The 25,033-nt window shown below is 41.8% G+C and carries 21 protein-coding genes; all 21 read left to right on the top strand.

The window, feature by feature from the left end; all coding sequences use genetic code 11:
• Positions 1-126: 126 nt before the first annotated feature.
• The 21 genes from JJN12_RS08770 (at position 127) to rsgA (ending at position 25,032) form a co-directional block, all read left to right on the top strand.
• The gene (locus JJN12_RS08770) at positions 127-933 is read left to right on the top strand and encodes a cell wall hydrolase (RefSeq protein ID WP_208429325.1); all 807 of its coding nucleotides are present in this window, start codon (positions 127-129) and stop codon (positions 931-933) included.
• A gap of 172 nt (positions 934-1,105) precedes the next feature.
• On the top strand, positions 1,106-1,816 hold the full coding sequence (locus JJN12_RS08765; RefSeq protein ID WP_208429324.1) for an RluA family pseudouridine synthase: 711 nt from the start codon (positions 1,106-1,108) through the stop codon (positions 1,814-1,816).
• Positions 1,816-4,353 (top strand): hypothetical protein, encoded by a 2,538-nt coding sequence (locus tag JJN12_RS08760; RefSeq protein WP_208429323.1) that lies wholly within the window; start codon positions 1,816-1,818, stop codon positions 4,351-4,353. The genes JJN12_RS08765 and JJN12_RS08760 overlap by 1 nt, the downstream gene beginning before the upstream one ends.
• Positions 4,354-4,363: 10 nt before the next feature.
• The gene (gene glf, locus JJN12_RS08755) at positions 4,364-5,503 is read left to right on the top strand and encodes a UDP-galactopyranose mutase (RefSeq protein WP_208429322.1); all 1,140 of its coding nucleotides are present in this window, start codon (positions 4,364-4,366) and stop codon (positions 5,501-5,503) included.
• Positions 5,503-6,519 (top strand): glycosyltransferase family 2 protein, encoded by a 1,017-nt coding sequence (locus JJN12_RS08750; RefSeq protein WP_208429321.1) that lies wholly within the window; start codon positions 5,503-5,505, stop codon positions 6,517-6,519. The genes glf and JJN12_RS08750 overlap by 1 nt, the downstream gene beginning before the upstream one ends.
• 15 nt (positions 6,520-6,534) lie before the next feature.
• A complete protein-coding gene (locus tag JJN12_RS08745; RefSeq protein WP_208429320.1) occupies positions 6,535-7,155 on the top strand; it encodes a methylated-DNA--[protein]-cysteine S-methyltransferase in 621 nt (206 codons plus the stop codon).
• 10 nt (positions 7,156-7,165) lie between these two features.
• On the top strand, positions 7,166-7,435 hold the full coding sequence (locus tag JJN12_RS08740) for a hypothetical protein (RefSeq protein ID WP_208429319.1): 270 nt from the start codon (positions 7,166-7,168) through the stop codon (positions 7,433-7,435).
• A 96-nt stretch (positions 7,436-7,531) separates the two neighbouring features.
• Complete coding sequence (locus JJN12_RS08735) at positions 7,532-7,894, top strand: hypothetical protein (RefSeq protein ID WP_208429318.1); 363 nt, start codon at positions 7,532-7,534, stop codon at positions 7,892-7,894.
• 144 nt (positions 7,895-8,038) lie between these two features.
• A complete protein-coding gene (locus tag JJN12_RS08730; RefSeq protein WP_208429317.1) occupies positions 8,039-9,181 on the top strand; it encodes an exonuclease SbcCD subunit D in 1,143 nt (380 codons plus the stop codon).
• Positions 9,182-9,184: 3 nt separating this feature from the next.
• The gene (locus tag JJN12_RS08725) at positions 9,185-12,370 is read left to right on the top strand and encodes an AAA family ATPase (RefSeq protein WP_208429316.1); all 3,186 of its coding nucleotides are present in this window, start codon (positions 9,185-9,187) and stop codon (positions 12,368-12,370) included.
• 9 nt (positions 12,371-12,379) lie between these two features.
• Entirely contained in the window at positions 12,380-13,879 is a 1,500-nt protein-coding gene (gene glpK, locus JJN12_RS08720; RefSeq protein ID WP_208429315.1) for a glycerol kinase GlpK, read from the top strand.
• A 163-nt stretch (positions 13,880-14,042) separates the two neighbouring features.
• Positions 14,043-14,663: a guanylate kinase gene (gene gmk / locus JJN12_RS08715; protein ID WP_208429314.1), complete on the top strand. Its 621-nt coding sequence runs from the start codon at positions 14,043-14,045 to the stop codon at positions 14,661-14,663.
• A gap of 50 nt (positions 14,664-14,713) precedes the next feature.
• Positions 14,714-14,965: a DNA-directed RNA polymerase subunit omega gene (gene rpoZ, locus JJN12_RS08710; protein WP_208430366.1), complete on the top strand. Its 252-nt coding sequence runs from the start codon at positions 14,714-14,716 to the stop codon at positions 14,963-14,965.
• 103 nt (positions 14,966-15,068) lie between these two features.
• On the top strand, positions 15,069-17,294 hold the full coding sequence (gene priA, locus JJN12_RS08705; RefSeq protein WP_208429313.1) for a replication restart helicase PriA: 2,226 nt from the start codon (positions 15,069-15,071) through the stop codon (positions 17,292-17,294).
• Positions 17,295-17,376: 82 nt separating this feature from the next.
• Positions 17,377-17,904 carry a peptide deformylase gene (gene def, locus JJN12_RS08700; RefSeq protein WP_208429312.1) on the top strand — a complete coding sequence of 176 codons (528 nt, stop codon included), beginning with the start codon at positions 17,377-17,379 and terminating at the stop codon, positions 17,902-17,904.
• On the top strand, positions 17,904-18,830 hold the full coding sequence (gene fmt / locus JJN12_RS08695) for a methionyl-tRNA formyltransferase (protein WP_208429311.1): 927 nt from the start codon (positions 17,904-17,906) through the stop codon (positions 18,828-18,830). The genes def and fmt overlap by 1 nt, the downstream gene beginning before the upstream one ends.
• 2 nt (positions 18,831-18,832) lie before the next feature.
• Positions 18,833-20,191: a 16S rRNA (cytosine(967)-C(5))-methyltransferase RsmB gene (gene rsmB / locus JJN12_RS08690; RefSeq protein ID WP_208429310.1), complete on the top strand. Its 1,359-nt coding sequence runs from the start codon at positions 18,833-18,835 to the stop codon at positions 20,189-20,191.
• Between the two features lies 1 nt (position 20,192).
• Positions 20,193-21,242, top strand: a complete 1,050-nt coding sequence (gene rlmN, locus JJN12_RS08685; RefSeq protein WP_208429309.1) for a 23S rRNA (adenine(2503)-C(2))-methyltransferase RlmN — start codon at positions 20,193-20,195, stop codon at positions 21,240-21,242.
• Between the two features lie 100 nt (positions 21,243-21,342).
• Positions 21,343-22,065 carry a Stp1/IreP family PP2C-type Ser/Thr phosphatase gene (locus JJN12_RS08680; RefSeq protein WP_208429308.1) on the top strand — a complete coding sequence of 241 codons (723 nt, stop codon included), beginning with the start codon at positions 21,343-21,345 and terminating at the stop codon, positions 22,063-22,065.
• Positions 22,066-22,069: 4 nt separating this feature from the next.
• Positions 22,070-24,160, top strand: coding sequence for a Stk1 family PASTA domain-containing Ser/Thr kinase (pknB, locus tag JJN12_RS08675; protein WP_208429307.1), 2,091 nt, complete (start codon positions 22,070-22,072; stop codon positions 24,158-24,160).
• Positions 24,160-25,032, top strand: coding sequence for a ribosome small subunit-dependent GTPase A (gene rsgA, locus JJN12_RS08670; protein WP_208429306.1), 873 nt, complete (start codon positions 24,160-24,162; stop codon positions 25,030-25,032). Before pknB ends, rsgA begins: the two co-directional genes overlap by 1 nt.
• The last annotated feature ends 1 nt before the right edge of the window (position 25,033 follow it).

Below are 25,033 nucleotides of genomic sequence, written 5' to 3'. Positions count from 1 at the left end.
TTTATTGACAAATCCTAACTACACACTTATACTTACGAACATAGTTTATGTAATAATTCTGTAACATATTCGCAACATATACATAATCTATTAACTAGTAAACATTTTCACAGTAGGAGAACCAATATGAAGAAAGAGTTTAAGTGGATAATTTTAAGTATGTTAACTGTCTGCTTATCACTAAATATGTTATCAACAGCGAACTCATATAGTGCTAAAGCAGAAAATAACGAAGTTAATGAAATCGTCGTAGCTGACGGTGAGGCTGATAAGACTCCTTTATCTGACCTTAAGTCAGCAGAGGAGGAGGCAAGGGAGGCAGCAGAAGTAGCAAGGCTTGCAGCAGAGGCTGAAAGACAATCAAGAGAAGCTGCAAGAAAGGCTGAGGAAGAAGCTGCAAGAGTAGCAGCAGAGAATGCAAAGAAGGAAGAAAGGAAGAAGGCTGAAGAAAAGAAAAAGGAAGAAGAAGCTAAGAAAAAGGCCGAGGAAGCAAAGAAGAAAGAAGAGGCTGATAAGAATGCTTACAATATCAAGATGAGTGCAAAGGATAAGGAAAACCTTTACCGCCTTGTACAGTCTGAAGTAGGCTATATGGATGAAAAAAGTAAAATCTATGTTGCGAGCGTGGTACTTAACAGAGTTAAACATAAAAGCTTTCCTAACACAGTCACAGGAGTTGTTCTTGCACACAATGAAAGAACGGGCGTTTACCAGTTCTCACCGGTTAAACCCGGCGGAAGATTCTGGAGATGTAAGGTATCTGACTCAACCAGAAAGGCTGTAGACAAAGTCCTTAAAAATGGTGACTATTCAAATGGAGCAATTGCATTTGTAGCAAAGAGATATACTACCTACAGGGCAGCGTCCTGGTTTGACAATACACTTCATCATTTATTCCACCACAACGGACAGGACTATTACAGATACAGATAATAAATAAAGGACTTACAGCTAGATGCTGTAGGTCCTTATTTTAAAACCTTACAATAATCTTAAGATGAGTGATAAGTGAAGCATTTTATGTTATACTACTACTTAGTTGTATCAGTTTGGCTGAAAGGAAGCAGTTAGACCGTCTTGTGGTAGGATTGCTTACAGGTAAGTTATGGTATCAAATGTTGAAATTCTATATGAAGATGATGATATCATCGTATGTATAAAACCAGCAGGGATGCCCTCTCAGGGAGATAAAAGGGGCAATAAAGACCTTGTAAGGGAATTAAAAAAACATATAGTAGTAGAAGCACTAAAGCATAAAATAAAGCTTGCAGGTGAGCCTTATGTTGCTGTGGTACACCGCCTTGACAGGAATGTAAGGGGTATAATGGTATATGCCAAGACTAAGAGGGCTGCGGCAGGACTCTCAAAGCAGATAAACGGGAATAAGTTTGCTAAAATATATATGGCGGTAGTAAGCTTTGACCCAGATAAGGAAGAGCCTCAGATAGGCGTTAGAAAAAATAAGGTAAGTTACCTCCTGCATGATAAGGTGAAAAATGTATCTACTGTTGTAGATGAGGGGACAAAGGAAGCTGAAAGAGCAGAACTTAATTATGAGGTTGTTAAGGTGACCGGAAACAAAGCCCTTGTCAGGGTGGAGCTAATAACAGGAAGACATCATCAGATTAGACTGCAGATGTCGGATGAATTTAACGGAATAGTTGGTGATACCAAGTACAATGACGATTACAGGAATATAGATGGCTGGTCAGGGCTTTCCCTTGAGGCAGTTATGCTTTCATTTATCCATCCTGTAAGCGGTAAAAAGTTAAGCTTTTCAACATCAGCAATAGGAAAAGAGTTTGGAGAGATTTAATGCAGAAAATTATATATAAACTGATAATAATGATACTCCTCTTTGTGCTGTCAGCGGGGTATTTTATAAGTAATATAAAGGAAACTTCCTACTCGGAGAGGACGGAGACAACAGAGATGTCTGCGGCAAGTTTCCCTACTGTATATATGCTAAGAGGTGGTAAAAAGATTAATCTCCTACATGGCTATGGGCAGGAAATTGATGCGCTTGGAGTAAGGCAGGAAATCACTCCGCTTGAGAACAACAAAAGCATAGACTTTTTAATCAATGACTATAATAACAGCATTGTCAGGGTAGAGTATGAGGTAAAGGATAAGATAGACAATATTGTTATAGCAAACGGAGAAATGAAAACTCCTGAGATAGATGATGAAGGCAAGAGGAAGATGTCTATAAGGCTTGATTCGGAGCTGTCAAAGGATACTGAGTTTGCCCTCAAATTAAGGCTTGTTAATGAGGATGGCAGAAAGTTTATATTCTTTACTACCATTAAGTTTACAAGAGGAGATAAGTTTGCGGATAATTACAGCTTTGCAGAAAAATTTTCGAATGCTGCCCTTAGTAAGGCTGATGAAAAAGCGATAAAGCCGTATCTTGAAACCAATGCAAGTATGGATAATATGAGCTATGCCCGTGTTAACATCCATTCCTCTTATGAGACTGTGACCTGGGGGAAGCTTGTAGTTGAACGTCTTACAGAGCCGGTAGTTACAGTCACCGAGAACTCGGAGAACATCACGGGGCTGGTGTATAAGTACATTGCAAAGACAGCTGGAGAGGTTCCAAATTACTACTCTATAAAGGAATACTACAGGGTAAATAAAGTAGAGAAGGTTACGTATTTACTGGCATTTGAAAGAGATGTGGAAGAAATCTACAACCCTGAAAAGACCTCTGTGGCAAGGAGCCAGCTAAAGTTTGGCATCACAGCTAGTCCTGATGTTGATTTCAAGATGGATGCCAAAAAAGAATATATTGCATTTGAGAGGGAGAGAGACCTCTGGTACTATGAAACGAAAAATAATAAGATGAAGAGAGTTTTTTCGTTTTTTGGTGATGACTTCTTGGATGAAAGAACTTATTATGACAATCATGCTGTCAAGGTGCTTAGAATGGAAGATAACGGAGACTTATACTTCATAGTGTACGGATATATGAACCGAGGCGTATATGAAGGAAGAACAGGCATAGTTCTATATAAGTATCTAAGGGCTGATGACAGGATTGAGGAGCAGGCATATATACCTGTAAGCCTGCCTGCACAGTTCTTTGAAGAGGGGATATCAGACTTCAGCTTTGTAAGTACGGAGCAGTTTTTCTATTTTTCACTCTATGATAAGATATATTCGTACAGTCTGATAAAGAGGAAACTCTCTGTCCTTGCTGAGAATATATCGGGTGGTTCATATCTTGCCCTCTCGGAGAATAACCACATAGTATGGCAGGAAACTACAGATGCCACAAAGGTTAAGAAGCTTATTATTATGGACCTTGAGACCAGAAGAAGAACTGAGATAAATGCGAGTGATAAGACGGTGCTTAGGCTCCTTGGGAAAATCTCAGGTAACTTTGTATACGGCGTAGCCTACAAAAAGGACATTGTAAACGGAAAAGACGGTATCATCAACATTCCTTACAAGAAGCTAATCATATCGGATGTAACTGGTAAAACACTGAAAGACTATGAGAAAAAGAAGATTTACGTAACAGGTATAGACATAGTAAATGATACTATAGAGCTTGAAAGGGTTAAGAAGCAGGGCAGTAAGCTTGTTAGGATAAAGACGGACCACATTCTAAATAATATAGATAAGCCAAACACGGAAGTAATGGTGGTGGATAGAAGAACTGATAAATATTTAACAGAATACTATCTCACCCTGCCTTATGGACTCAAGCTTGAGAAGATTCCTAAGGTAAGCAGCTCTACCTTAAATACCGTTATCACTAGAGACCTTACCATAAGGCTCGGAGAAAATGGAAAGGAAAGTAAGGAGAAATATTTTGCCAACGTGGCAGGAGAGTTTAGTGCTTCTTCCTATAAGGCGGCAGACATGATAAAGGTAGCTGACGAGGGTATGGGCTATGTGCTTGATATTGCAGGAGGCCTTGTCTGGGAACGTGGAAGAGTGAGTGCATCTGCAAAGGCTGAAGATGTGGATGTGGACTATGTATATGAGGAAGATGACAGCGTACATTCTGCGATAAGGCTCTTCCTTACAGCAAAGGGAATATATATTTCTACTGAGGATTTAAATAAAAAGGGAACTATTATGGATATCCTTAGGTCTCAGTCTGAAATATCCCCTATCAATCTGACGGGAGTTGATTTTGACAACATCCTATACTACATAGCCAAAGGCAGCCCTGTGATTGCAATGAAGGATGGAAAGACCGCTGTACTCCTTACTGCCTATACGCCTCAGAAGATTGAGGTTATGAATGCAAAAACAGGTAAAAAGAGCCAGATGGAGCGAAAGGAAGCGGAGAAAATGTTTAAGGCGGCAGGCAATGCCTATATATCCGCTCTTAACTAGGAGGTTAAAAATGTATGATATTATAATTGTAGGTGCCGGTTTTGCAGGCGCTGTCTCTGCAAGAAAGCTTGCAGAGGCCGGTAAAAAGGTACTTGTTATTGAAGAAAGAGACCATGTAGGTGGGAATGCCTTTGACGAGGTTGATGAGCACGGAGTACTTATACACACCTACGGCCCTCATATTTTCCACACTAAAAGTAAGGAGGTCTACGACTTTCTTGGAAGATTCACCAAGTGGCTGCCTTATCATCACAAGGTAGTGGGAAATGTATATGGCAGGTACATTCCGATTCCGTTTAACTTAAACAGCATAAGGTTGGTATATGATAAGAAAAAGGCAGAAAACCTCATAGACAAGCTGATAAGTATCTACGGAAGGGAGGCTGCCATACCTATCCTTAAGCTTCGTGAAAATGAGGATGAGGAGATTAGAGAGCTTGCTGACTATGTGTACGATAATATCTTTGTGAAATACACAGGTAAGCAGTGGGGAGTGAAGCCAAATGAGATAGACCCTGCTGTTACGGCAAGAGTTCCTGTCATCCTCACTGAAAAAGACGGTTATTTCACAGATGAGTACCAGGCAATGCCGGGGGAGGGCTACACTGAGCTTTTTAAGAAAATGCTTGACCACCCTAATATTGACATAAGGCTTCAGACCTCAGCAAAGGACTGCATCAAGCTTGAAGAAGGTAAGATTTTCTTTGAGTGCACTGAGTTTGACGGAGATGTGATATTTACGGGAATGACTGATGAGCTTTTTGACCTCTGCTTTGGTGCCCTGCCTTACAGGTCATTAAGGTTTGACTTCAGCTACCACGATATAGACTCTTTCCAGCCTGAAGCGGTGGTAAACTATACGGTTGATGAAGATTACACGAGGATAACTGAATTTAAGAAGATGACAGGACAGAAGGTAGAGGGAACGACAATAATGAAGGAATATTCCCTTGACTATGCACCTGATACGGAACTTTTGCCTTATTATGCTATCTTAAATGATGAGAATAAGGCCCTTTATGAAAAATACGCAAATCTGGCAAAGGAATATAAGAATCTACATCTCCTTGGAAGGCTTGCAGAGTACAAGTATTACAATATGGATGCAATTACAGAGAAAGCCCTAGAGCTTTGTGAAAGGATGGTATAATGAAAGTATTAAGTGTTGCAATACCCTGCTACAATTCAGCAGAATATATGAGCCACGCTATAGACACCCTGCTTACAGGAGGGGAAGATATAGAAATCATAGTGGTTGACGATGGTTCTACAAAGGACAATACCCTTGAGATAGCCAAGGAATACGAGAAAAAGTTCCCTGGCATAGTAAAGGCTATTCATCAGGAAAACGGTGGACATGGTCAGGCTGTAAATACAGGCTTACTTAACGCTACAGGCGTATTCTTCAAGGTGGTTGACTCTGATGACTGGGTAAATACTGAAGCCCTTGCCAAGGTGATGGACTTTTTGCGCTCTGTAATCAGAGGCAATAAGACTCTAGACATGCTTATCTGTAACTATGTGTATGAGAAGGTAGGCTGTGAACCAAGTACAATGGGATATGCCAACTGCCTCCCTGAGAATCAGTTTTTTACCTGGTCTGATATTGGCAGGATAAGGAATTCTCAGTACATACTTATGCACTCTGTATTCTACAGAACTGCTCTACTTAAGGAGATAGGACTTAAGCTGCCTGAGCATACCTTCTATGTGGACAATATATTTGTGTATTATCCTCTTCCTTTTGTAAAGACTATGTACTATATGGATGTTGACCTTTACAGGTATTTTATAGGAAGAGATGACCAGTCTGTCAATGAAAAGGTGATGATTGGCAGGATAGACCAGCAGATTAAGATAACTAAGATACTCATAGGCTCACATGATTTGTCTAAGATAAAAGAGGGCAAGCTAAAGAAATATATGACGAACTACCTTGCTATGATGATGACTATATGTACTGTATTTCTCATCAAGTCAGGAAAGCCTGAGAACCTGGAAAAGAAGAAGGAAATCTGGAGATATCTTAAGACCAAGAACCCTAAGATGAACCGTATGATAAAGCATACCCTCCTTGGTGCTATCATGGGAATGCCTGGAAAGGGTGGAAGAAAGATTATTATCTGGGGCTATGAGGTGGCTAGGAAGATATTTAAGTTCAACTAAAAGGAAATTAAGAGGATGAAAACCAGAGAAGAAGTGGCAAGCTTTGGGCTTACATTTCCCGATACATATATGGAAATGCCCTTTAAGGATACTAACTGGCAGCTAATCAGAGTAAAAGAAAGCAAAAAAGCCTTCCTTTGGATATATGAAAGAGAAGGCTTCATAAATCTCAATGTAAAAGTCTCTCCCGAGTGGAGGGACTTTTGGAGAAATGCCTTTAAGTCAGTGGTAGCAGGCTGGCATCAAAATAAAGAGCATTGGAATACCATTATCCTAGACGGCTCTATCCCTGATAAGGATATAAAGAACATGATAGCTGAAAGCTATGCCATAATAACAGATTCTCCGACTAAGCGTATATATGAGGCTGTAAAGCAGATACCTAAGGGGAAGGTGGCGACCTACGGCCGTATAGCAGAGCTTGCAGGAGATAGGAAGATGGCAAGGGCAGTAGGCAATGCCCTCCACAAGAACCCTGAACCTGATGTCATCCCCTGCTATAGAGTCGTAAACGCGGAAGGGAAATGCTCAGGCTCCTTTGCTTTCGGCGGTCCTGACGCACAGGCAAAGAGGCTAAGAGAAGACGGGATAGAAGTCGTGAATAATAGGGTGGATTTAGAGAAGTATGGATGGTGAGGTGGATTCAATGATTTATTTTACATCTGATTTGCATTTTTATCATAAAAATGTGATTAAACATGCTAATGGACCATATAGTGACGAAGATGAGATGAACAAGAGTAAACAGGTAAGAGGACTGCCTTTTGATGCGGTACTTCCGCCAGTAACCAAAAGAGAGGACTTTAGAACGGCGTTTACGGCTTTACGTGAAGAAGCTGTCGATGTACCTGAGATGTCTCTTGAAGAGATCAACGCTGAAATATCTGCTGCAAGAGCTGAGCGTAAAAGGGGGTAGTCAGTGAAATTTGGTATTCCACTTCAAAGCATACAGACAGGAAATTGCAACAACTTGTTGCAATTTCAAAGAATACCAATCAAGTAGGGAGATACTATGTCTTTAGTTATTTTTTTAGCGCAAAACTTAGCAAAAATAAATGGTAAAATGTGCGTTGTTGAGCCGGAGAATATGGGAGATTTTTTGTATGATTTCAAAGATAGCTTTGAAAATTACAATTATTACTATAAATTTGAACCATACAGAGAAACATACATTGATAATGAGAATATAAGAATGATAAAAATATTTTCAATCTCTATAACAAGATGGGTAGAAAACTGTAAAATTGAGGAAAGTAAATTGATTGATAAATATAATCTCAGTTTCACTAAAATAAAAAAATATGCAAAAAAAATAACTGAGCTTTGCGACTTTGCGATAAACAATGGGTATGGGCTGCTTGGGAAAGGAGACTAGCTTATTTAGTAACAACAATGGTCTAAGTACCAATTACAGGGAATTGAATTTGTGACACCACTGGTGTCACAAATTAGTTTAACTAATCATCTGCTTATTATGTCAAGCTGCTAAACAATCACAATATCGGATTGGGGGGTTACAATGAAATTTTTCCACATTTCAGATCTTCACATAGGGCTTAAGCTTATGAATAAGGACCTGAGTGAAGACCAGAAGTATATATTAGATGAGATAGTAAAAGAGGTTAGAGATAAAAAGCCGGATGCCATAGTCATAGCAGGGGATGTGTACAACAATTCGGTGCCCTCCTCTGATGCGATAGAGATATTTGATGGCTTCATATCGAAGCTTGTGGCGGTGGCGCCTAAGATGCATATTATGGTTATTAGCGGGAACCACGACAGCGCAGTCCGCATCAATCAGTTCAGGAAGGTGCTTTCAGGCTACAACCTGCACCTTATCGGACTTCCGCCAAAAAGGGCAGATGAATACATTGAAAAAGTGGTACTTGAGGATGAATACGGGAAGGTAAACTTTTATCTTCTCCCTTTTGTGCGTCCGTCTTTTGTAAAAAATGTATTCGGTCTGGATGAAAATGAGAATAATCTCTCCTACAATGAGGCACTCCACAGGCTTATTGAGAGGGAAAACATAGACGAAGATGAAAGAAATGTACTGGTTAGCCATCAGTACTATCTGCCCCTTGGTAAGAATCCTGAGGAAGTAGAGAGGATGGACTCTGAGATTAAGTCGGTAGGAAACATAGACCTTGTAGATGCTGACATTCTTGAGAGATTTGACTATTCAGCCCTAGGTCACATACATAAGCCTTGGAAGCTGATAGGAGACTGCCACAGATACTGTGGTACTCCCCTTGCCTGCTCTGTAAGTGAGGCAGGACAGGAAAAGGGCATAGTTATGGTGGAAATGCTTGAAAAAGGCAGGATAAATACTGAGGTTCTTCCGCTTAAGCCTCTTAGAAACATCAAGGTAGTTAGGGGCAGGCTTGAAGAAGTCTTAATGATGGGATCCGAGGACTATGTGACAGTTATTTTAACTGAGGATGATACTACAGATGTAGACGCAGCTGACAGAATAAGGGAGAGATTTCCAAACCTCTTAGAGATAAGAAGGGAGGCTGCAAAGAAGGTAAACAGTAAGAGCCTTACAGAGATTTCAGACGAACTAAGCGAGATAGATAATTGTAGAGCATTTTTAAGTGAAATGAATGCTGAAGAGGAGAAAATTCTCATCGAGATAATAAACGGCTTAAAGGGGGTGTAGTCTATGAGGCCTAAAAAGTTAGTTATGCAGGCTTTTGGCTCCTATGGCAAAAGGACGGAGATAGACTTTACTAAGCCTGTGCAGAATTTATTTTTAATTACAGGGGATACGGGAGCAGGCAAGACTACCATCTTCGATGCCATTGTCTTTGCCCTCTTTGGAGAGGCAAGCTCCGGCAATAACAAGAAGTCTGGAGAGGAGCTTCAGAGCCAGTTTACAGACTTTGTAAGTGAACCCTTTGTAGAATTTACCTTTACCGAAAGACTTGGAAGTGCTGAGGAAGAATTTAAGGTTAAGAGGATACCAAGGCATAAGAGGCCTTACAAGAGAGGGCGTGAAGGTTTTACTGATGAGAAGGAAAAGGTATCCCTATTCTACTCTGATGGGGAGGAATATTCTCAAAATCTGAAAGAAACCAATGCGAAGATAGAAGAGATAGTGGGGCTTACAAAGAGCCAGTTTATGCAGGTCTCGATGATAGCACAGGGAGAATTTATGGAGGTGCTAAGAGGAGATGATAAGCAGGCCGTGTTTAGAAAACTCTTTGGCACTGAGATATATAAAGAACTGACTGCGCAGTTAAAACTTAGAAGCGATGCTAAGAAGGCTGAGCTTAAGGACTTTAGCTCCAAGTGTGAACTGCTGATTGGTGGGATCAGGCTGCCAGAGTGCGTTATAGGGGATTATTCTGCCCTTAATATGAAGAAGGATGTTGATATTACCGACATTGAAAAGGCGGCAGACGGGCTTAAGTGCCTCTGTGACGAACTTGGTATCATCCTTGAACATAAGGAAAAAGAAGACAAAGAGGCCTTCTTAAAAAGAGATAAGATAAACAGGGAGCTAACTGAGGGAAGGCAGCTTTTGGGCTTCTTTGAAAGTCTTGTTAGGGCTGAGACTGAGGTAAGAGGACTGGAGGCTAAAAAAGAGGATATCCTTAAGAAGGTTAGTCTGGTTAAGGAGATAGAGGCTGCCTATGAAGCACAGTCCCTTTATGCAGGCTTTAAGGAGTCTGAGAAAACCTATCAAAATGCAGTAAACGAACTGGAGATAAACAAAGAAAAGCTGCCTGAACTAATCTCTGCCTTTGAGAATATAAGCTTAGCTGAGAAGAAGGCTAAGGAAGAATTATCTACAGTTGTAGAAAGATTTAATACGGTATCTGAAAAGGTAAGGGCAGCTTTAGAGCAATTTAAGAGCCTTAAAGAGAAGAATAGAGAAAAGGGGATTAAAGAGGCTGAGGGAGAGAAGTTAGCAAGTGCAGTGGAGGAAGCAAAAAAGAGGCTTGTAGAATTTGAGAGCCTTGAAAAATCCTGGACTGAGGCTCTAAAGGAGGTGCCAAGCCTTGAAAAAAGAGGACTGGTGGCTGAGACTAAGGCGAGGACTCTTGCCAAGGTTCTTAGTGAACTAAAGAGCCTGATAGAGGGCTTTGATAGTCTAAAAAATGAAAAAGAAAAGTTAAATACATTAAAGGCAGCCTATGAGGCTGAGCTTATAAGCTTTAAGGATGCTGAGGACGAACTGATTCCTAAGAGGAGGCTATTTTATGAGCTTAGGGCAGGCCTGCTTGCAAGAGACCTCCTTAAGGAGGGAGAGCCTTGCCCTGTGTGTGGTTCCCTCTCTCATCCTTCACCCTGCTTACTTCCTAAGGGACAGGAGGAGATAAGAAAAGAGGATATTGAGAGGCTTGAAGAAAGGGTGTCAAAGCTAAAAGACAGTGTAAACACAAGGCTTTCAGAATATGAAACCTCTAAGACCAGGACGGGTGAGAAGGAAGAGCATTTAAGAGCTGATAAAGAAAAGCTGATTACTCTGGTAAATGAAGAGCTATTTACTGACACCAAGCCTTGTGAAGAAGTAGAGCTTAATGAGCTTAAGGCTGAACTTGAGGCATTTTCAAGGAAGCTTATAAAAGAGCAAGGCGAAGTAAATGCTAAGGTTAAGGAATTAAAGCTTATAGAGGAGAAGCTTTCTACAGCTGAAGAAAAGAAAATCCTTCTTAAAAAAGAAGAAGAAGCTGTAAAGGAAAAAGAAAGTGAGACAGCCAAAGAGGTTGCAGGTCTTTTATCCCTTATAAAGGAGATTGAATCAGGACTCGAATTTAAGAGTAAAGAGGAGGCTGTAGCAGCTAAAAAGACTGAGGATGAAAGAAGGGTAAGGGCTGAGAGTCACGCTAAAGAGGTGGAGGAGAAGAGCGAGGCCTCAAAGAGCTTAAAAGAAAGGACGGAAACCCTTATCGCGAAGCTTGAGACAGACTGCCCTAATCTTCTATATAGCTGTCAGGCTAAGAGGGAAGACTATGAAAAAGCCCTTGTCCGGTTTGGCATCTCTGAGGAAAGGTGGTCCCTCCTTGTAAATGAGTATAAAAAAAGCGATAGGGAGAGATTTCAAAATGAAATAAATGCCTACGAGGGCAATATGAAGGCGGCTCTTGGGATGGTCACAAACCTCAAGGAGGCTGTAAAGGATAAGGAAAAACCTGATACCCAAAGCTTAGAGAAGGACTTTGCTGTGGCGGATGAGGCATATAATCTTCTCCATACAGAGTTGGAAGAGATAAGGGCTGACTACAGGACTGACAGTGAAATCCAAAAGCAGCTTAATGCTTCGCTAAACGGAAGGGGAGAAGCGGCAAGGGAATACGGCATTATAAATAGTCTCTACTCAAGGCTCTCAGGCAATGTGACCGGAGGCAGGATGGATATAGAAACCTTTGTGCAAAGACAGTATCTTGAGAAGATTCTTATCTCTGCCAACAAGAGATTTAGCTCTATGACAGGAGGACAGTTTGAGCTTAGGACTTATGAGATAGAGAAAGCAGGAGTAGGTACTAACAAAGGACTAGACCTTATGGTATACTCATATATAACAGGTAAAAGCAGGGATGTGAGAACCTTGTCAGGCGGAGAGTCATTTCAGGCAGCCCTCTCTCTTGCCCTTGGTATGGCAGACCAGATACAGGCAAGAAGCGGCGCGGTACGTCTTGACATGATGTTTGTGGATGAAGGCTTTGGCACCCTTGATAACAATGCAAGAAATGAGGCTGTGAAAATCCTTAAAAACATGGCAGGAGGCTCAAAGCTTATAGGAATTATTTCTCATGTCAATGAATTAAAGCAGGAAATAGAAGAACAGCTAATAGTGACAAAGGACGAGAATGGAAGTAAGGCCAGGTGGCAGCTAAGCTAAGGAGGTATTATGGGGAAGTATTTGATGGCACTAGACCAGGGGACAACAAGTTCAAGGAGTATACTATTTGACAAGGGTGGAAATATAGTATCCAGTGCGCAAAAGGAGTTTACGCAGATATACCCTGAGCCGGGACTCGTTGAACATAACCCAAGGGAAATCTGGTCATCACAGTTTGCTACAGCTATAGAAGCTATGGCTAATATAGGCGCAGGCTGTGAAGACATTGAAGCAATAGGTATTACCAATCAAAGGGAGACAACTGTGGTCTGGGATAAGGAAACAGGTGAGCCTGTGTACAATGCCATAGTATGGCAGTGCAGGCGTACAGCGCATATGATAGACGAGGTGGTAAGAAAAGGCTATGGAGACTATATCAGAGAAGCTACAGGTCTCATTCCTGATGCGTATTTTTCAGCGAGTAAGATAGCCTGGATACTTGACAATGTAAAGGATGCGAGAGCAAAGGCTAAGGAGGGTAAACTCCTCTTTGGTACAGTTGATACCTGGCTTATCTGGAATCTTACAGGTAAAAAGGTGCATGTGACAGACTTTAGCAATGCTTCAAGAACCCTGCTTTATAATATACATAAACTCGAATGGGATAAGGAAATACTTAAGATATTTGATATACCTGAGAATATGCTCCCTGAGGTAAAGCCAAGTTCCTACGTATATGGAGAGACAAAGTCAAGCCTCTTTGGTGGGAGCATACCTATAGCAGGTGCTGCGGGAGACCAGCAGGCTGCACTTTTTGGACAGTGCTGCTTTGAAAAGGGAGATGTGAAGAATACCTTTGGTACGGGAAGCTTCATCCTTATGAATACGGGAAGTGAGGCAATTAGCTCAAAATCAGGACTTCTTACAACTATAGCAGCCAGTACAGGTGACAAGGCAGAATACGCCCTTGAGGGCAGCGTATTCGTGGCAGGAGCATCTATCCAGTGGCTTAGAGACGGCCTTAGGATGATTAGGACTTCTGCTCAGTCAGAGGACTATGCCTTAGAAGTTGAAGATGCTGACGGAGTATATGTAGTTCCTGCATTTACAGGTATGGGTGCACCTTACTGGAATCAATATGCAAGGGGGACAGTATTTGGTCTTACAAGAGGAACCTCAAAAGAACATCTTATAAGGGCAACCCTCGAGTCCATAGCCTATCAGTCAGCCGATGTATTTAGGGCTATGGAGGAGGATGCGAAAGTTAAGATTAAGGGGCTTAAGGTGGACGGAGGTGCTTCTGCCAACAACTTCCTTATGCAGTTTCAGGCTGATATTATGGATACCTATGTAAGAAGGCCTAAGTGTGTGGAGACAACTGCCCTTGGGGCTGCTTATCTTGCAGGGCTGGCAACAGGCTATTATGAAAACAAAGAAGAGATAAGAAAGAACTGGCAGCTTGGAAGGCTATTTGAGCCTCATATGGAAGAGGGAAGGAGAGAAAGAAAACTAAAAGGCTGGAAGAGGGCTGTAAAATGTACACTTGACTGGGCGAATGAAAAGGATTAAAATGATGTGTTATGACATACAAAAAAGCGGATTATAAATATTATGCAAGGACCTTGCAAAGCAAAGCCTTAGAAATCCTGTATCAATGAATGTCAAATTATTAGAATCGCTGGTGGAAGTTAAATACTTTGCCCAAAATTATGTTATATAAAGGAATAAGAGTATGAAAAAGTTAGGTGTGCTTTCTGTAATCTCAGGATTTTCAGGAGTAGGTAAGGGAACTATAGTTAAGAAACTTGTGGCAGAAGAGGACTATGCACTCTCTATATCAGCTACATCAAGAGCACCAAGAGAAGGTGAAGTTCATGGAAGGGAATATTTCTTTTTGACAAGAGATGAATTCCATAGTATGATAGAGAGCGACGGTCTTATAGAGTGGGCTGAGTATGTGAACAATTTCTATGGTACTCCAAGAGAGTACGTAGAAGAAAGGCTTGCAGAGGGTAAGGATGTTATCCTTGAGATAGAGCCGCAGGGAGCGCTCAAGATCAAAGAAAAGTATCCTGAGGCTGTGCTCATCTTCATAGTTCCACCAAATGCTAAGGAGCTTGAAAACAGGCTTATAGGCAGGGGAACAGAGGAGGCCGACACTATAAAGAAGAGGCTTAAGAGGGCGGCGGAGGAAACAGAGTATATAGATAACTATGAGTACATAGTTGTAAATGATAATCTGGATGATGCCGTAAGAGACATCCACCATATTATTCAGGCGGCTTCGCACAAGAAGGACAGAGCGGGAGGATTTATAGAGGCTTTGACGGATGACCTGAAAAAGAGCTTTTAACTTATAGTAAAGTAATATAGCAAATATAGAAAGGAATAATAATCATTATGATGTTACATCCATCTTATTCAGACCTTATGGAAGTTGCAAACAAAGATGTGGAAGAGGGCGAGAGCAAGTTAGTAAATAGCCGTTACTCCATAGTGCTTGCTACAGCAAGAAGGGCAAGACAGATAATTTCAGGTTCTGAGCCTTATGTTGCAGCGAATGAAAAGAGCAAGCCGTTATCAATTGCCGTTGATGAGCTTTATCACGAGAAGGTAAAGATTGTAGGTGGTGAGGAAGCGGAAGAAGAGGAATAATTAGAGAGTTTTAGTATTTTATGAGGGCCGTTGCAGAAGGAATCATCCGGGATGCGACTGCCCTTTATGTGTATTATGGTTAAAATGAATGGAGGTGATTTTGGTGTACGCTGAGGTTGTGGTAGGAATATCTATAGATAAGCTAGACAGGACATTTTGTTACAGGATACCGGAGAGCTTTGGGAACTCTGATGCCCTCATAGGCACCGAAGTCATAGTTCCATTTGGAAGAGGAAATAGAGAAACTAAGGCCTTTGTGGTTGAAGTAAAAGAAGATACCGACATAGATAAAAGCCTTGTAAAGGATATCTTAAGGAAGTCCGAGACAGGAGTTCAGATAGAGGGTAAGCTGATAAAGCTTGCCTACTGGCTTAAGAGCAACTACGGCGGCGCTGTAAATGAGGCGCTTCGCTCAGTACTTCAGGCACCAAGGAAGATAGAAAGAATAAAGGAGAGGACTGTATCTCTTCTTAAAGATAGAGAAGAGGCAGAAGATATCCTCAGGGAATTTGAAAGAAAAAAATATACGATCAAAGCAAAAATCCTAAGAAGAGCGATAGAGAGCGACTTTAACTATGAGAGGTTTATAAAGGAGGAGAAGGCCACCTCCTCTGCCTTCAATTCGCTGGTAAAAGACGGAATTATAGAGATAAAGGAAGAATTACTATACAGAAAGCCTGTAAAGACAGGAGAGAAGAATTCTGATAAGGTCGAGTTAAATGTCGAGCAAAAAGGGGCGGTTGACAAGGTTGTAGATGACTATAGGAAGGGAATATACGGAAGGTATCTCCTTTTTGGTATTACCGGCAGCGGCAAGACTGAAGTCTATATGGAGATAATGGAGGAGGTCATAAGCCAGGGGAAACAGGTTATCTTCCTGATACCGGAGATAGCGCTTAGTTTTCAGATGGTGGAGAGGCTGTCTGCGAGGTTCGGAGAGAGAATCTCCATTATGAACTCAAGGATGTCGCAGGGAGAGAGATATGACCAGTATTTAAGGGCAAAACACGGAGACATAGATATAATAGTAGGTCCAAGGTCAGCCCTTTTTACCCCATTTGAACATCTTGGACTAATCATAGTGGATGAGGAGCATGAAGGGAGCTACAAGAGCTCTAAAACTCCAAGGTATCACGCAAGAGAAGTGGCACTTTATAGGGCGAAGGAGGAAGGAGCGGCTATAATACTTGGCTCTGCAACTCCAAGCCTTGAAGCTGTGAAGCTGGCTTCCGATAAGGAGATAGAGGTGCTTATGCTGTCAAGTCGTCCAGCAGGGGCCATTCCTCCCGAGATTGAGGTTGCTGACCTTAGAGAAGAGCTAAAAGAGGGCAATAAGTCCATTATCAGCAGGAGGCTTTCAGAGCTTATAAAAGACAGGCTTAATAAGGGTGAGCAGACCATATTGTTTATCAACAGAAGGGGGTATGCAGGCTTTATTTCCTGTAGAAGCTGTGGTGAAGCCATCAAATGTCCTCATTGTGACGTGAGTCTTACCTTTCACAGACCCGACAGGCTGGTCTGCCATTACTGCGGCTACGAGGAAAAAATGCCTGATAAATGCCCAAAGTGTACTTCGCCGTATATAGGTACCTTTGGACTTGGGACGGAAAAGGTAGAGGAAATAGTAAAAAAGGACTTCCCAAATGCCAGGGTGCTTAGGATGGATGGGGACACGACTACAGGGAAAAACGGCCATGAGGCTATACTTGAGAGCTTTAAGAAGGGTGAGGCTGATATCCTCATAGGAACCCAGATGATAGTAAAGGGGCATGACTTTGAGAAGGTAAGTCTGGTTGGCATACTGGCTGCTGACTTATCACTGTTTTTAGGGGATTTTAGAGCAGCGGAGACTACCTACGAACTCCTTGTGCAGGCAGCGGGCAGGGCAGGAAGAGGTAGATATAGGGGGAAGGTGGTCATCCAGACCTACAATCCTGACCACTATGTGATACAGGCTGCGGCAACAGGCAATTATAAGGACTTTTATTCCAAGGAAATAAGATATAGGAAGCTTGGAGAATATCCTCCTGAAACCCATCTCCTTGCAGTTATTCTCTTTGCCGCAAAAGCTGAGGAGGTAAGTAAGGGGGCTGAAATTCTTGCGGGATTTTTAACAGAGAAAAAATCAGAGAGCTTTGTGGTAAATGGGCCGGTATGGGCGTCTATTCCAAAGCTTAGGGATATATACAGAAAGATAATCTACATAAAGTCGCCTGATAGAGATGAACTGGTTAGGCTTAAGAACCTGCTTGAAGACTATGTAAAGGAGAGCTCTGATTTTAGCAAAGTCAGCGTGCAGTTTGACTTTGAGCCACACGGCAATCCATAAACTTTACATAGGCTATAAGATAATGGTATAATAGCGGGTATGATATAGATAAATATAAGAGTTTAAGATAAATGGAGGAGTAATGGCACTTAGAAATATAAGAACGGTTGGAGATGAAATCCTTGCAAAGAGAGCCAGAGAGGTGAAGGAGAATACCCCAAAGATACAGGAGCTGATAGATGATATGCTTGAGACTATGTATGATTCTGACGGAGTAGGTCTTGCAGCCCCTCAGGTGGGTGTGCTAAAGAGGATATTTGTTATTGACTGCTCAGAAGAAAGAAACCAGCCTTTTGTATTTATTAATCCTGAAATCATTGAGACTTCGGGTGAACAGACAGGAGCAGAGGGCTGTCTTAGCGTTCCCGGCAAGGCAGGTATAGTAACCAGACCGAGCCATGTAAAGGTAAAGGCGCTAAATAGGAACTTTGAAGAGTATATAGTTGAGGGAGATGAGCTTTTTGCAAGAGCTCTAATCCATGAAAATGAGCATTTGGACGGACATTTATACACTGAAAAGGTTATTGGCAATGTGTATAATGCCGGAGATGAAGAGGCTGAAAAGGCTGCAGAGATAGCGGCAGGACTTCCTGTCGATGAGGAGAACTAATGAAGATAATATTTATGGGAACACCTGATTTTGCGGCGGCTTCCTTAGAGGCTTTGATAGCATCAAGGCACGAAATACAGGCTGTAGTTACACAGCCTGACAAGCCTAAGGGAAGGAAGGGAGAGCTTACTCCGTCTCCTGTGAAGGTCATTGCCAAGAGAGAAGGGATAAAGGTATATCAGCCACTAAAGGTAAGGGATGAAGAGTTTGTAAAGACTTTAAGAGCTTACAATCCTGACGTGATGGTAGTGGTAGCCTTTGGACAGATTATACCTTTAAGCATACTAAAGATGCCAAAGTTTGGCTGTGTAAATATACATGGCTCACTGCTACCTAAGTACAGAGGAGCTGCTCCTATACAGTGGGCTGTACTTGACGGAGAAAAGGAAACCGGAATTACTACCATCCTTATGGATGAGGGCATTGATACAGGCGATATCCTGCTTAAAAAGACAATTAAAATAGATACGGATGAGACTTCAGGAAGCCTCTTTGACAAGCTTATGGCACTTGGAGCAGAGACTATACTTGAAACCCTTGATGAGCTGGAAAAGGGAAGCCTTACCCCTACAAAGCAGGGTGAAAGCCCTACGGCTTATGCTAAGATGCTTACCAAGGCTATGGGACTTATCGACTTTACAAGGCCAGCTAAAGAACTTGACTGCTTTGTAAGAGGAATGAATCCTTGGCCTAGTGCCTATACCCTGCTTTCAGGCAAGACACTTAAGCTGTGGAAAGTAAGGGCTGTAGAGGGAAGTGGCAAGGCAGGAAGTGTAATAGATATAGACAAGGAGAGCTTTACCATTGCCTGTGGAGAAGGTGCCATAGAGGTGCTTGAGGTACAGCTTGAGGGTAAAAAAAGAATGAGTGCAGGCGATTTCCTAAAGGGAAGCACTCTTAATATAGGACAGGAACTTGGTGTATAATTATGGCTGTTAATGAAAGAGAAGTAGTGCTTGATATGCTCCTCTCCCTAAGGGAGGGTAAGCTTAGCCACACTATACTTAAAGATACTCTTGATAGTTACCTCTATCTTGATAAATCATCAAGGGGATTTATTACAAGGCTTTATGAGGGAAGCATTGAAAAAAGACTGTATCTTGATTTTATTATAGACGGATATTCAAAAACCCCTGTAAAGAAGATGAAGCCTATTATTATGCTTCTCTTAGAAATCTCTGTCTACCAGCTCTTTTTTATGGACAGGGTACCTGACAGTGCCGCTATCAACGAGGCGGTCAAACTGGCGAAGAAAAGAGGCCTTACGGGACTATCGGGCTTTGTAAACGGAGTCCTTAGAAATATAGCAAGAAATAAAGAAAATATAGCATTACCAGATAAAAACAAAGACTTGATCCAATATCTTGAAATAAAGTATTCCACCCCTAAGGCAGTAGTGGAGCACTTTATAAACGATTATGGCAGTGAGAAGACAGAGGAGATATTAGAGGCATTTGAAGAGAAGAGGCCTTTGGTTGCAAGAGCCACAAAGAACAGGGAAGAACTTATTAAAAAGCTTGACGCTGAAGGGGTTAGAGTAAGTACTGATACAATTTTCCCTGAAAGCCTTAAGATACTTGAGTTAGACAGTCTTAGCTACCTTGAGAGCTTTGAAGAGGGAGACTTTGTGCTTCAGGATGAAAGCTCACAGTTCATAGGTAAGATAGTAAGTCTTCCTAAGGGGGCGAGAGTGCTTGACCTCTGTGCTGCGCCTGGTGGGAAAAGCCTGTTGTTTGCAGGGATGGAAGAGGTAGATGAGATAATCTCCTGTGACATCACTGAGAATAAGACAGAGCTTATTGAGGAAAATGTAAGACGGATAGGGGCTTCTAAGATAAAAACAAAGATGAATGATGCCTCTTTGTGCAATCCTGATTTTGTGGATGGATTTGACCTTGTTATCTGCGACCTGCCTTGCTCAGGACTTGGAGTTATGGGTAGAAAAAGGGATATAAAATACAATGTAACAGAGGATAAGATAAGAGAACTTGCCAAAATTCAGAGGACAATCTTAGAAAACGCTGTAAGATATGTAAAAAAGGGCGGAAGGCTTATATATTCCACCTGTACGATGACGAAGGCTGAGAATGAGGAAAATTTCACATTTATTTCAGAATTTAAAGGCTTTTCAGCGGTGGATTTTTCGGATAAAATAAGAGGGTATGTAGATAGATATAAAGACGGCAAAAGACTTGTAAATGAAGCTAAAAAAGGCTTTATAAGGCTGATTCCGGGGGAGCTTGGAACAGATGGATTTTTTGTTTCAGAATATATGAGGGAAGAATAATTTGACAGAAGGAAGAAAAGATATTGTAAGCCTTGATTTTAATGAGCTTCAGTCTCTAATTACGGAGCTTGGAGAACCCAAATTCAGGGCGAAGCAGGTGTATGAGTGGATACATAAAAAGCTGGTAAAAAGCTATGACGAGATGACCAATGTTCCACTTAAACTAAGGAATAAACTTGAGGAAAGACTGCCATTTACTGAGATTACAGAGGTGGCTAGAAAAGACTCAGCCTCAGGAGATACATCCAAGTTTGTATTTAAGCTATATGACGGCTATGTGATTGAAAGCGTACTTATGAAGTACAGATATGGCAATTCAGTCTGTATTTCGTCACAGGTAGGCTGTAGAATGGGCTGTACCTTCTGCGCTTCTACCCTGCTTGGACTTTCAAGGCAGCTTGCACCATCTGAGATGTTATCACAGATTTATACCATTCAGAGAGAAACAGGCGAAAGAGTGAGCAACATAGTTGTGATGGGTACAGGAGAGCCACTTGACAACTTTGACAACCTGCTTAAGTTTTTGGAGATGATTACAGATGAAAATGGCCTAAATATAAGCCAGAGGAATATTACAGTTTCCACCTGTGGACTTGTCCCCAATATAAAGAAGCTGGCAGACAAAAATCTTGCTATTACTCTTGCGATTTCCCTGCATGCGCCTACGGATGAAGACAGAAGAAGGATAATGCCTATAGCTAACAAATACACGATTAAAGAGATACTTGAAGCTACGGACTATTACTTTGAGAAAACAGGTAGGAGAATATCCTACGAATACAGCCTGATAGACGGTGAAAATGATACTCCTGAGAATGCTGAAAAGCTGGCGGCGCTTCTTAAGGGAAAGAACTGCCACGTAAACCTCATACCTATTAACCCTATAAAGGAAAGGGCTTACAAGAGTTCAACTCCAGGAGGAGTGCTTAGATTTAAGAAGATACTTGAAAATAAAGGAATAAATGCTACTATTAGAGAGGAGATGGGACAGGATATAGATGCAGCCTGTGGACAGCTTCGAAAAGAATATATGGAGAATGAGAATAAGTAAGCTGTAATTGCTGTGGGGAAGAAAGGAGTTTAGTTGCAGCATTACTTTATTATACGGTGAAGGCATAATTGTCTTGTGAGTATAGAAGGGAGACACATAGATGAAAACATTTTCTGAATCCAGAGCCGGAAAAAACAGAAGTGTTAATCAGGACAGTTTACTATGTGAAGAAGGGGCAGTCGGTGAACTTTCCAATCTGTTCATTGTGGCAGATGGGATGGGAGGTTACAATGGGGGTGACTTTGCTTCAAGATTCTGTGTAGACAACGTAAAAGATTACATTCTGAAGAATAACGGGGGTTCGATAATATCCACTATAAGGTCAGCTATAACGGCGGCTAATGAGGGGATAAGGGAAAAGACCAAAGCAAACGAAGAGCTAAAGGGTTGTGGTACTACGATTGTACTGGCTACCATTAAGGACGACATTTTATACATTGCAAATGTTGGTGATTCAAGGCTCTATGTGATTCAAAACGGGGCTTTGTCTCAGATAACCGAGGATCATTCGGTAGTTGAAGAGATGATAAAGAGTGGGTTAATAAAGAAAGAAGAAGCAAGGTTTAATCCACATAAGAATAAGGTTACCAGAGCGCTTGGAGTTGAGCCTGATATCGAGGTAGACTTCTTTGAGGTAAAGCTGACAAAGGGAGACCGGATTTTCTTATGCTCAGACGGTGTTTCCAATATGATGGATGAGAGGACGTTGGAGGAAATAGCGGGAGCTGACAAAGAATTATCGGAAATTTGCAAAAAACTAATAGAAACTGCTGTAAACAATGGCGGAAAAGACGACGCAACAGTAGTAATGATAGAGGTGTAAAAATATGTTAAACAAAGGTAGATTAATCGGAGAACGTTATGAAATTATCAGTCTGGTCGGTTCAGGCGGAATGGCTGATGTGTACAAAGCAATGGATACCAGGCTTGGCAGACAGGTAGCCATAAAGGTGCTTAAAGAGGAGTATAGCTCTGATAAGAACTTTGTGTCCAAGTTTAGGGCAGAGGCTCAGGCTGCTGCGGTGCTGTCACATCCTAACATAGTAAATGTCTATGACGTAGGAGAAGATGAGGGCCTTCACTATATCGTAATGGAGCTTGTTGAGGGTATAACTCTTAAGAAGTTTATTGAAAGAAAGGGCAAGCTTGAGCTAAAAGAGGCTGTGGGCATTGCCATTCAGATAGCACAGGGTATGGAGGCAGCGCATGCCAACCATATCATACACAGGGATATCAAGCCTCAGAACATTATTATCTCAAAGGAAGGCAAGGTAAAGGTCACAGACTTTGGTATAGCCAAGGCTGCTACCTCCAATACCATTGCAGCAGGACAGGCAGTAGGCTCGGTTCACTACATCTCTCCTGAGCAGGCAAGAGGTGGATATTCAGATGAGAAGAGTGATATATATTCACTTGGAGTTACCCTTTATGAAATGATATCCGGCAAGATGCCTTTTGCCGCAGATAATACTGTATCAGTAGCTCTTTTACATATCAATGAAGAGGCTGTGCCTCTTAGAGAGCTTGATCCTGAGGTACCTGTAAGCATAGAAAAGATTGTTCAAAAATGTATGCAGAAGAAGCCTGAGCGCAGATATCTCACAGCTACAGAGCTAATTGCCGACCTCAAGAAGGCAATTGCTGAACCGGAAGGAGATTATGTCAACTTTTCTCAGGCGGCAGTTACTGATTCTCCTACTATAAACATATCAGGAGAGGAGCTTGAGACCATTAAAAAGGGCAGATATAATAACACTAACAGGGCAGGTGAACCTGTCAAAAAGCGTGAACCACGCAACATCCGTGAGCTTCCTGAGGATGATGAGGAGACCATTGATCCTAAGATGGAAAAGCTCATCCTTTTTGGAGGAATTGCGGCTATTGTGATTCTTGCTATCGTGGTTATAGTACTTTTGGTAAAGGGCTTCAACCTCTTTGGGGGTAAAGGTGGAGATTCATCGCTTATTTCTAACAGCCAAAGCCAGGCAGCATCACCTTCGTCAATAGCTTCTGAGACTGCATCAAAATCAGCAGTTATAACAGTTCCTGCACTTAAGGGACGTACACGTGCAGAGGCAATTTCCATCCTTTCAGATGCGGGTATTACTAACTACAAGTTTGAATCTGAGAGCTCAAGGGAATTTGAAAAAGAAACAGTCATGGATGTAAAGCCTGCTGAAGGGTCTGAGATTAAGAAGGATGACGAAGTTATTATCACAGTCAGCAAGGGTGAGGATACAAGCAGTGTTCCTGATATAAGAAATGCTACCAAGGACAGTGCAATAGCTACTCTTGAAGGCTTGAAATTTGTGGTTAAAGTAGAAGAGAAGGCAAGCGATACAGTTGATGAAGGAAGCGTTATAGATACGATTCCTGCTATAGGTTCAGCTGCCAAAGAGGGTGATACTATTACAATCCTAGTTAGTACCGGACCTGAAAATAAGCAGACTCTTGTACCAAACGTAGTAGGGAAGAGTGAAGCTGATGCAACCAATGCTCTTAGCAGTGCAGGATTTAAGGCTTCTATAGCGTATAAGGAAGATGACAGCGTCAAAAAGGGACTTGTTATAAGCCAGAGCATACCGGGTGGCAATGAGGCACAGTCCGGAAGCACCATCACACTTAGTATAAGCAAGGGACCTAAACCTGTTTCCTATACTTATTCAGCTTCGCTTACCATAGATGAGAATCCTTTTGCAGAAAGCGGAGAGAGTGGAGACATCGAAGTAAGGATGGATCAGGATGGAAAGACATCCACAGTCTACTCAGGAACACTTAGCTATGACGACTTCCCGCTTCGTATCGAGGACATAATTGGTTCAAGTGACAGTGAAGCAGTCTGCTACCTTATTGTAAATGGTGAGGTATATGATGGCAAGGTATGGCGTATCAAGAATTGGAGTAAGGCTGCGAACTAATGGAAGGCAGAATAATAAAAGCAATTGCGGGCTTCTATTACGTACATAATGGAGAAGAAGCCTATGAATGCAGGGCTAGAGGAATATTTAGGAATAAGGGTATCAAGCCGCTGGTGGGAGACATTGTGGAGATTGAAGTCTTGTCTGATGAGGATAAGAAGGGTAATCTCATAGAGATAAAGGAGAGAAAGTCTTTTCTTATCCGTCCTGCCGTGGCTAACCCTGACCAGGCCCTTATAGTATTTGCAGGGGCTAAGCCTGCACCCAACCTCAATCTTCTTGACAAATTTCTGACGATGATGGAGATAAAGAGGATTCCTGTTGCCATTGCAATAAGCAAGAGTGACCTCGTAGATGAGGCTAAGCTTACAGAACTTAGAGAGATTTACTCTCCTCACTATAAGGTGATTGAAATAAGTGTAAAAGAGGAACTGGGGCTTGATGAGGTAAAGGATTACCTTGGGGGCAAGTTTACAGTGCTTGCAGGGCCTTCAGGAGTGGGCAAGTCCACGCTTACCAACTACCTTGCGCCTGAGGCCAATATGGAGACAGGGGAAATCAGCAGGAAGATAGAGCGTGGCAAACAGACCACAAGACACGCAGAACTCTTTTACATAGGAGAGGGTGGTTATATCTGTGATACACCGGGCTTTGGGAGCCTTGAACTCTTTGATATAGATAAGAGGGAGCTTAAAGACTATTTTCCTGACTTTGAAGACTATGTAAAGGACTGTAAGTTTAACGGCTGTATCCACATAGGAGAAAGAGACTGCGGTGTGAAAACAGCCCTCTCTGAAGGAAAGATATCAGAAAGCAGATATAAGAACTACAAGTTGATTTATGAGGAATTATCAAACAAGAGGGGATACTAAT

The organism is Catonella massiliensis, assembly GCF_016651435.1.
Taxonomy (GTDB): Bacteria; Bacillota; Clostridia; order Lachnospirales; family Lachnospiraceae; genus Catonella; species Catonella massiliensis.
This window is presented reverse-complemented; position numbering and strand designations above follow the sequence as displayed.

Coding starts and splice junctions, on each gene's coding strand:
- rsgA (WP_208429306.1), top strand. CDS start 24,160: ATGGAAGGCAGAATAATAAAAGCAATTGCGGGCTTCTATTACGTACAT.
- rpoZ (WP_208430366.1), top strand. CDS start 14,714: ATGTTACATCCATCTTATTCAGACCTTATGGAAGTTGCAAACAAAGAT.
- glf (WP_208429322.1), top strand. CDS start 4,364: ATGTATGATATTATAATTGTAGGTGCCGGTTTTGCAGGCGCTGTCTCT.
- glpK (WP_208429315.1), top strand. CDS start 12,380: ATGGGGAAGTATTTGATGGCACTAGACCAGGGGACAACAAGTTCAAGG.
- gmk (WP_208429314.1), top strand. CDS start 14,043: ATGAAAAAGTTAGGTGTGCTTTCTGTAATCTCAGGATTTTCAGGAGTA.
- rsmB (WP_208429310.1), top strand. CDS start 18,833: ATGGCTGTTAATGAAAGAGAAGTAGTGCTTGATATGCTCCTCTCCCTA.
- fmt (WP_208429311.1), top strand. CDS start 17,904: ATGAAGATAATATTTATGGGAACACCTGATTTTGCGGCGGCTTCCTTA.
- JJN12_RS08740 (WP_208429319.1), top strand. CDS start 7,166: ATGATTTATTTTACATCTGATTTGCATTTTTATCATAAAAATGTGATT.
- pknB (WP_208429307.1), top strand. CDS start 22,070: ATGTTAAACAAAGGTAGATTAATCGGAGAACGTTATGAAATTATCAGT.
- def (WP_208429312.1), top strand. CDS start 17,377: ATGGCACTTAGAAATATAAGAACGGTTGGAGATGAAATCCTTGCAAAG.
- JJN12_RS08750 (WP_208429321.1), top strand. CDS start 5,503: ATGAAAGTATTAAGTGTTGCAATACCCTGCTACAATTCAGCAGAATAT.
- JJN12_RS08725 (WP_208429316.1), top strand. CDS start 9,185: ATGAGGCCTAAAAAGTTAGTTATGCAGGCTTTTGGCTCCTATGGCAAA.
- JJN12_RS08680 (WP_208429308.1), top strand. CDS start 21,343: ATGAAAACATTTTCTGAATCCAGAGCCGGAAAAAACAGAAGTGTTAAT.
- JJN12_RS08735 (WP_208429318.1), top strand. CDS start 7,532: ATGTCTTTAGTTATTTTTTTAGCGCAAAACTTAGCAAAAATAAATGGT.
- JJN12_RS08770 (WP_208429325.1), top strand. CDS start 127: ATGAAGAAAGAGTTTAAGTGGATAATTTTAAGTATGTTAACTGTCTGC.
- JJN12_RS08730 (WP_208429317.1), top strand. CDS start 8,039: ATGAAATTTTTCCACATTTCAGATCTTCACATAGGGCTTAAGCTTATG.
- JJN12_RS08745 (WP_208429320.1), top strand. CDS start 6,535: ATGAAAACCAGAGAAGAAGTGGCAAGCTTTGGGCTTACATTTCCCGAT.
- JJN12_RS08765 (WP_208429324.1), top strand. CDS start 1,106: ATGGTATCAAATGTTGAAATTCTATATGAAGATGATGATATCATCGTA.
- JJN12_RS08760 (WP_208429323.1), top strand. CDS start 1,816: ATGCAGAAAATTATATATAAACTGATAATAATGATACTCCTCTTTGTG.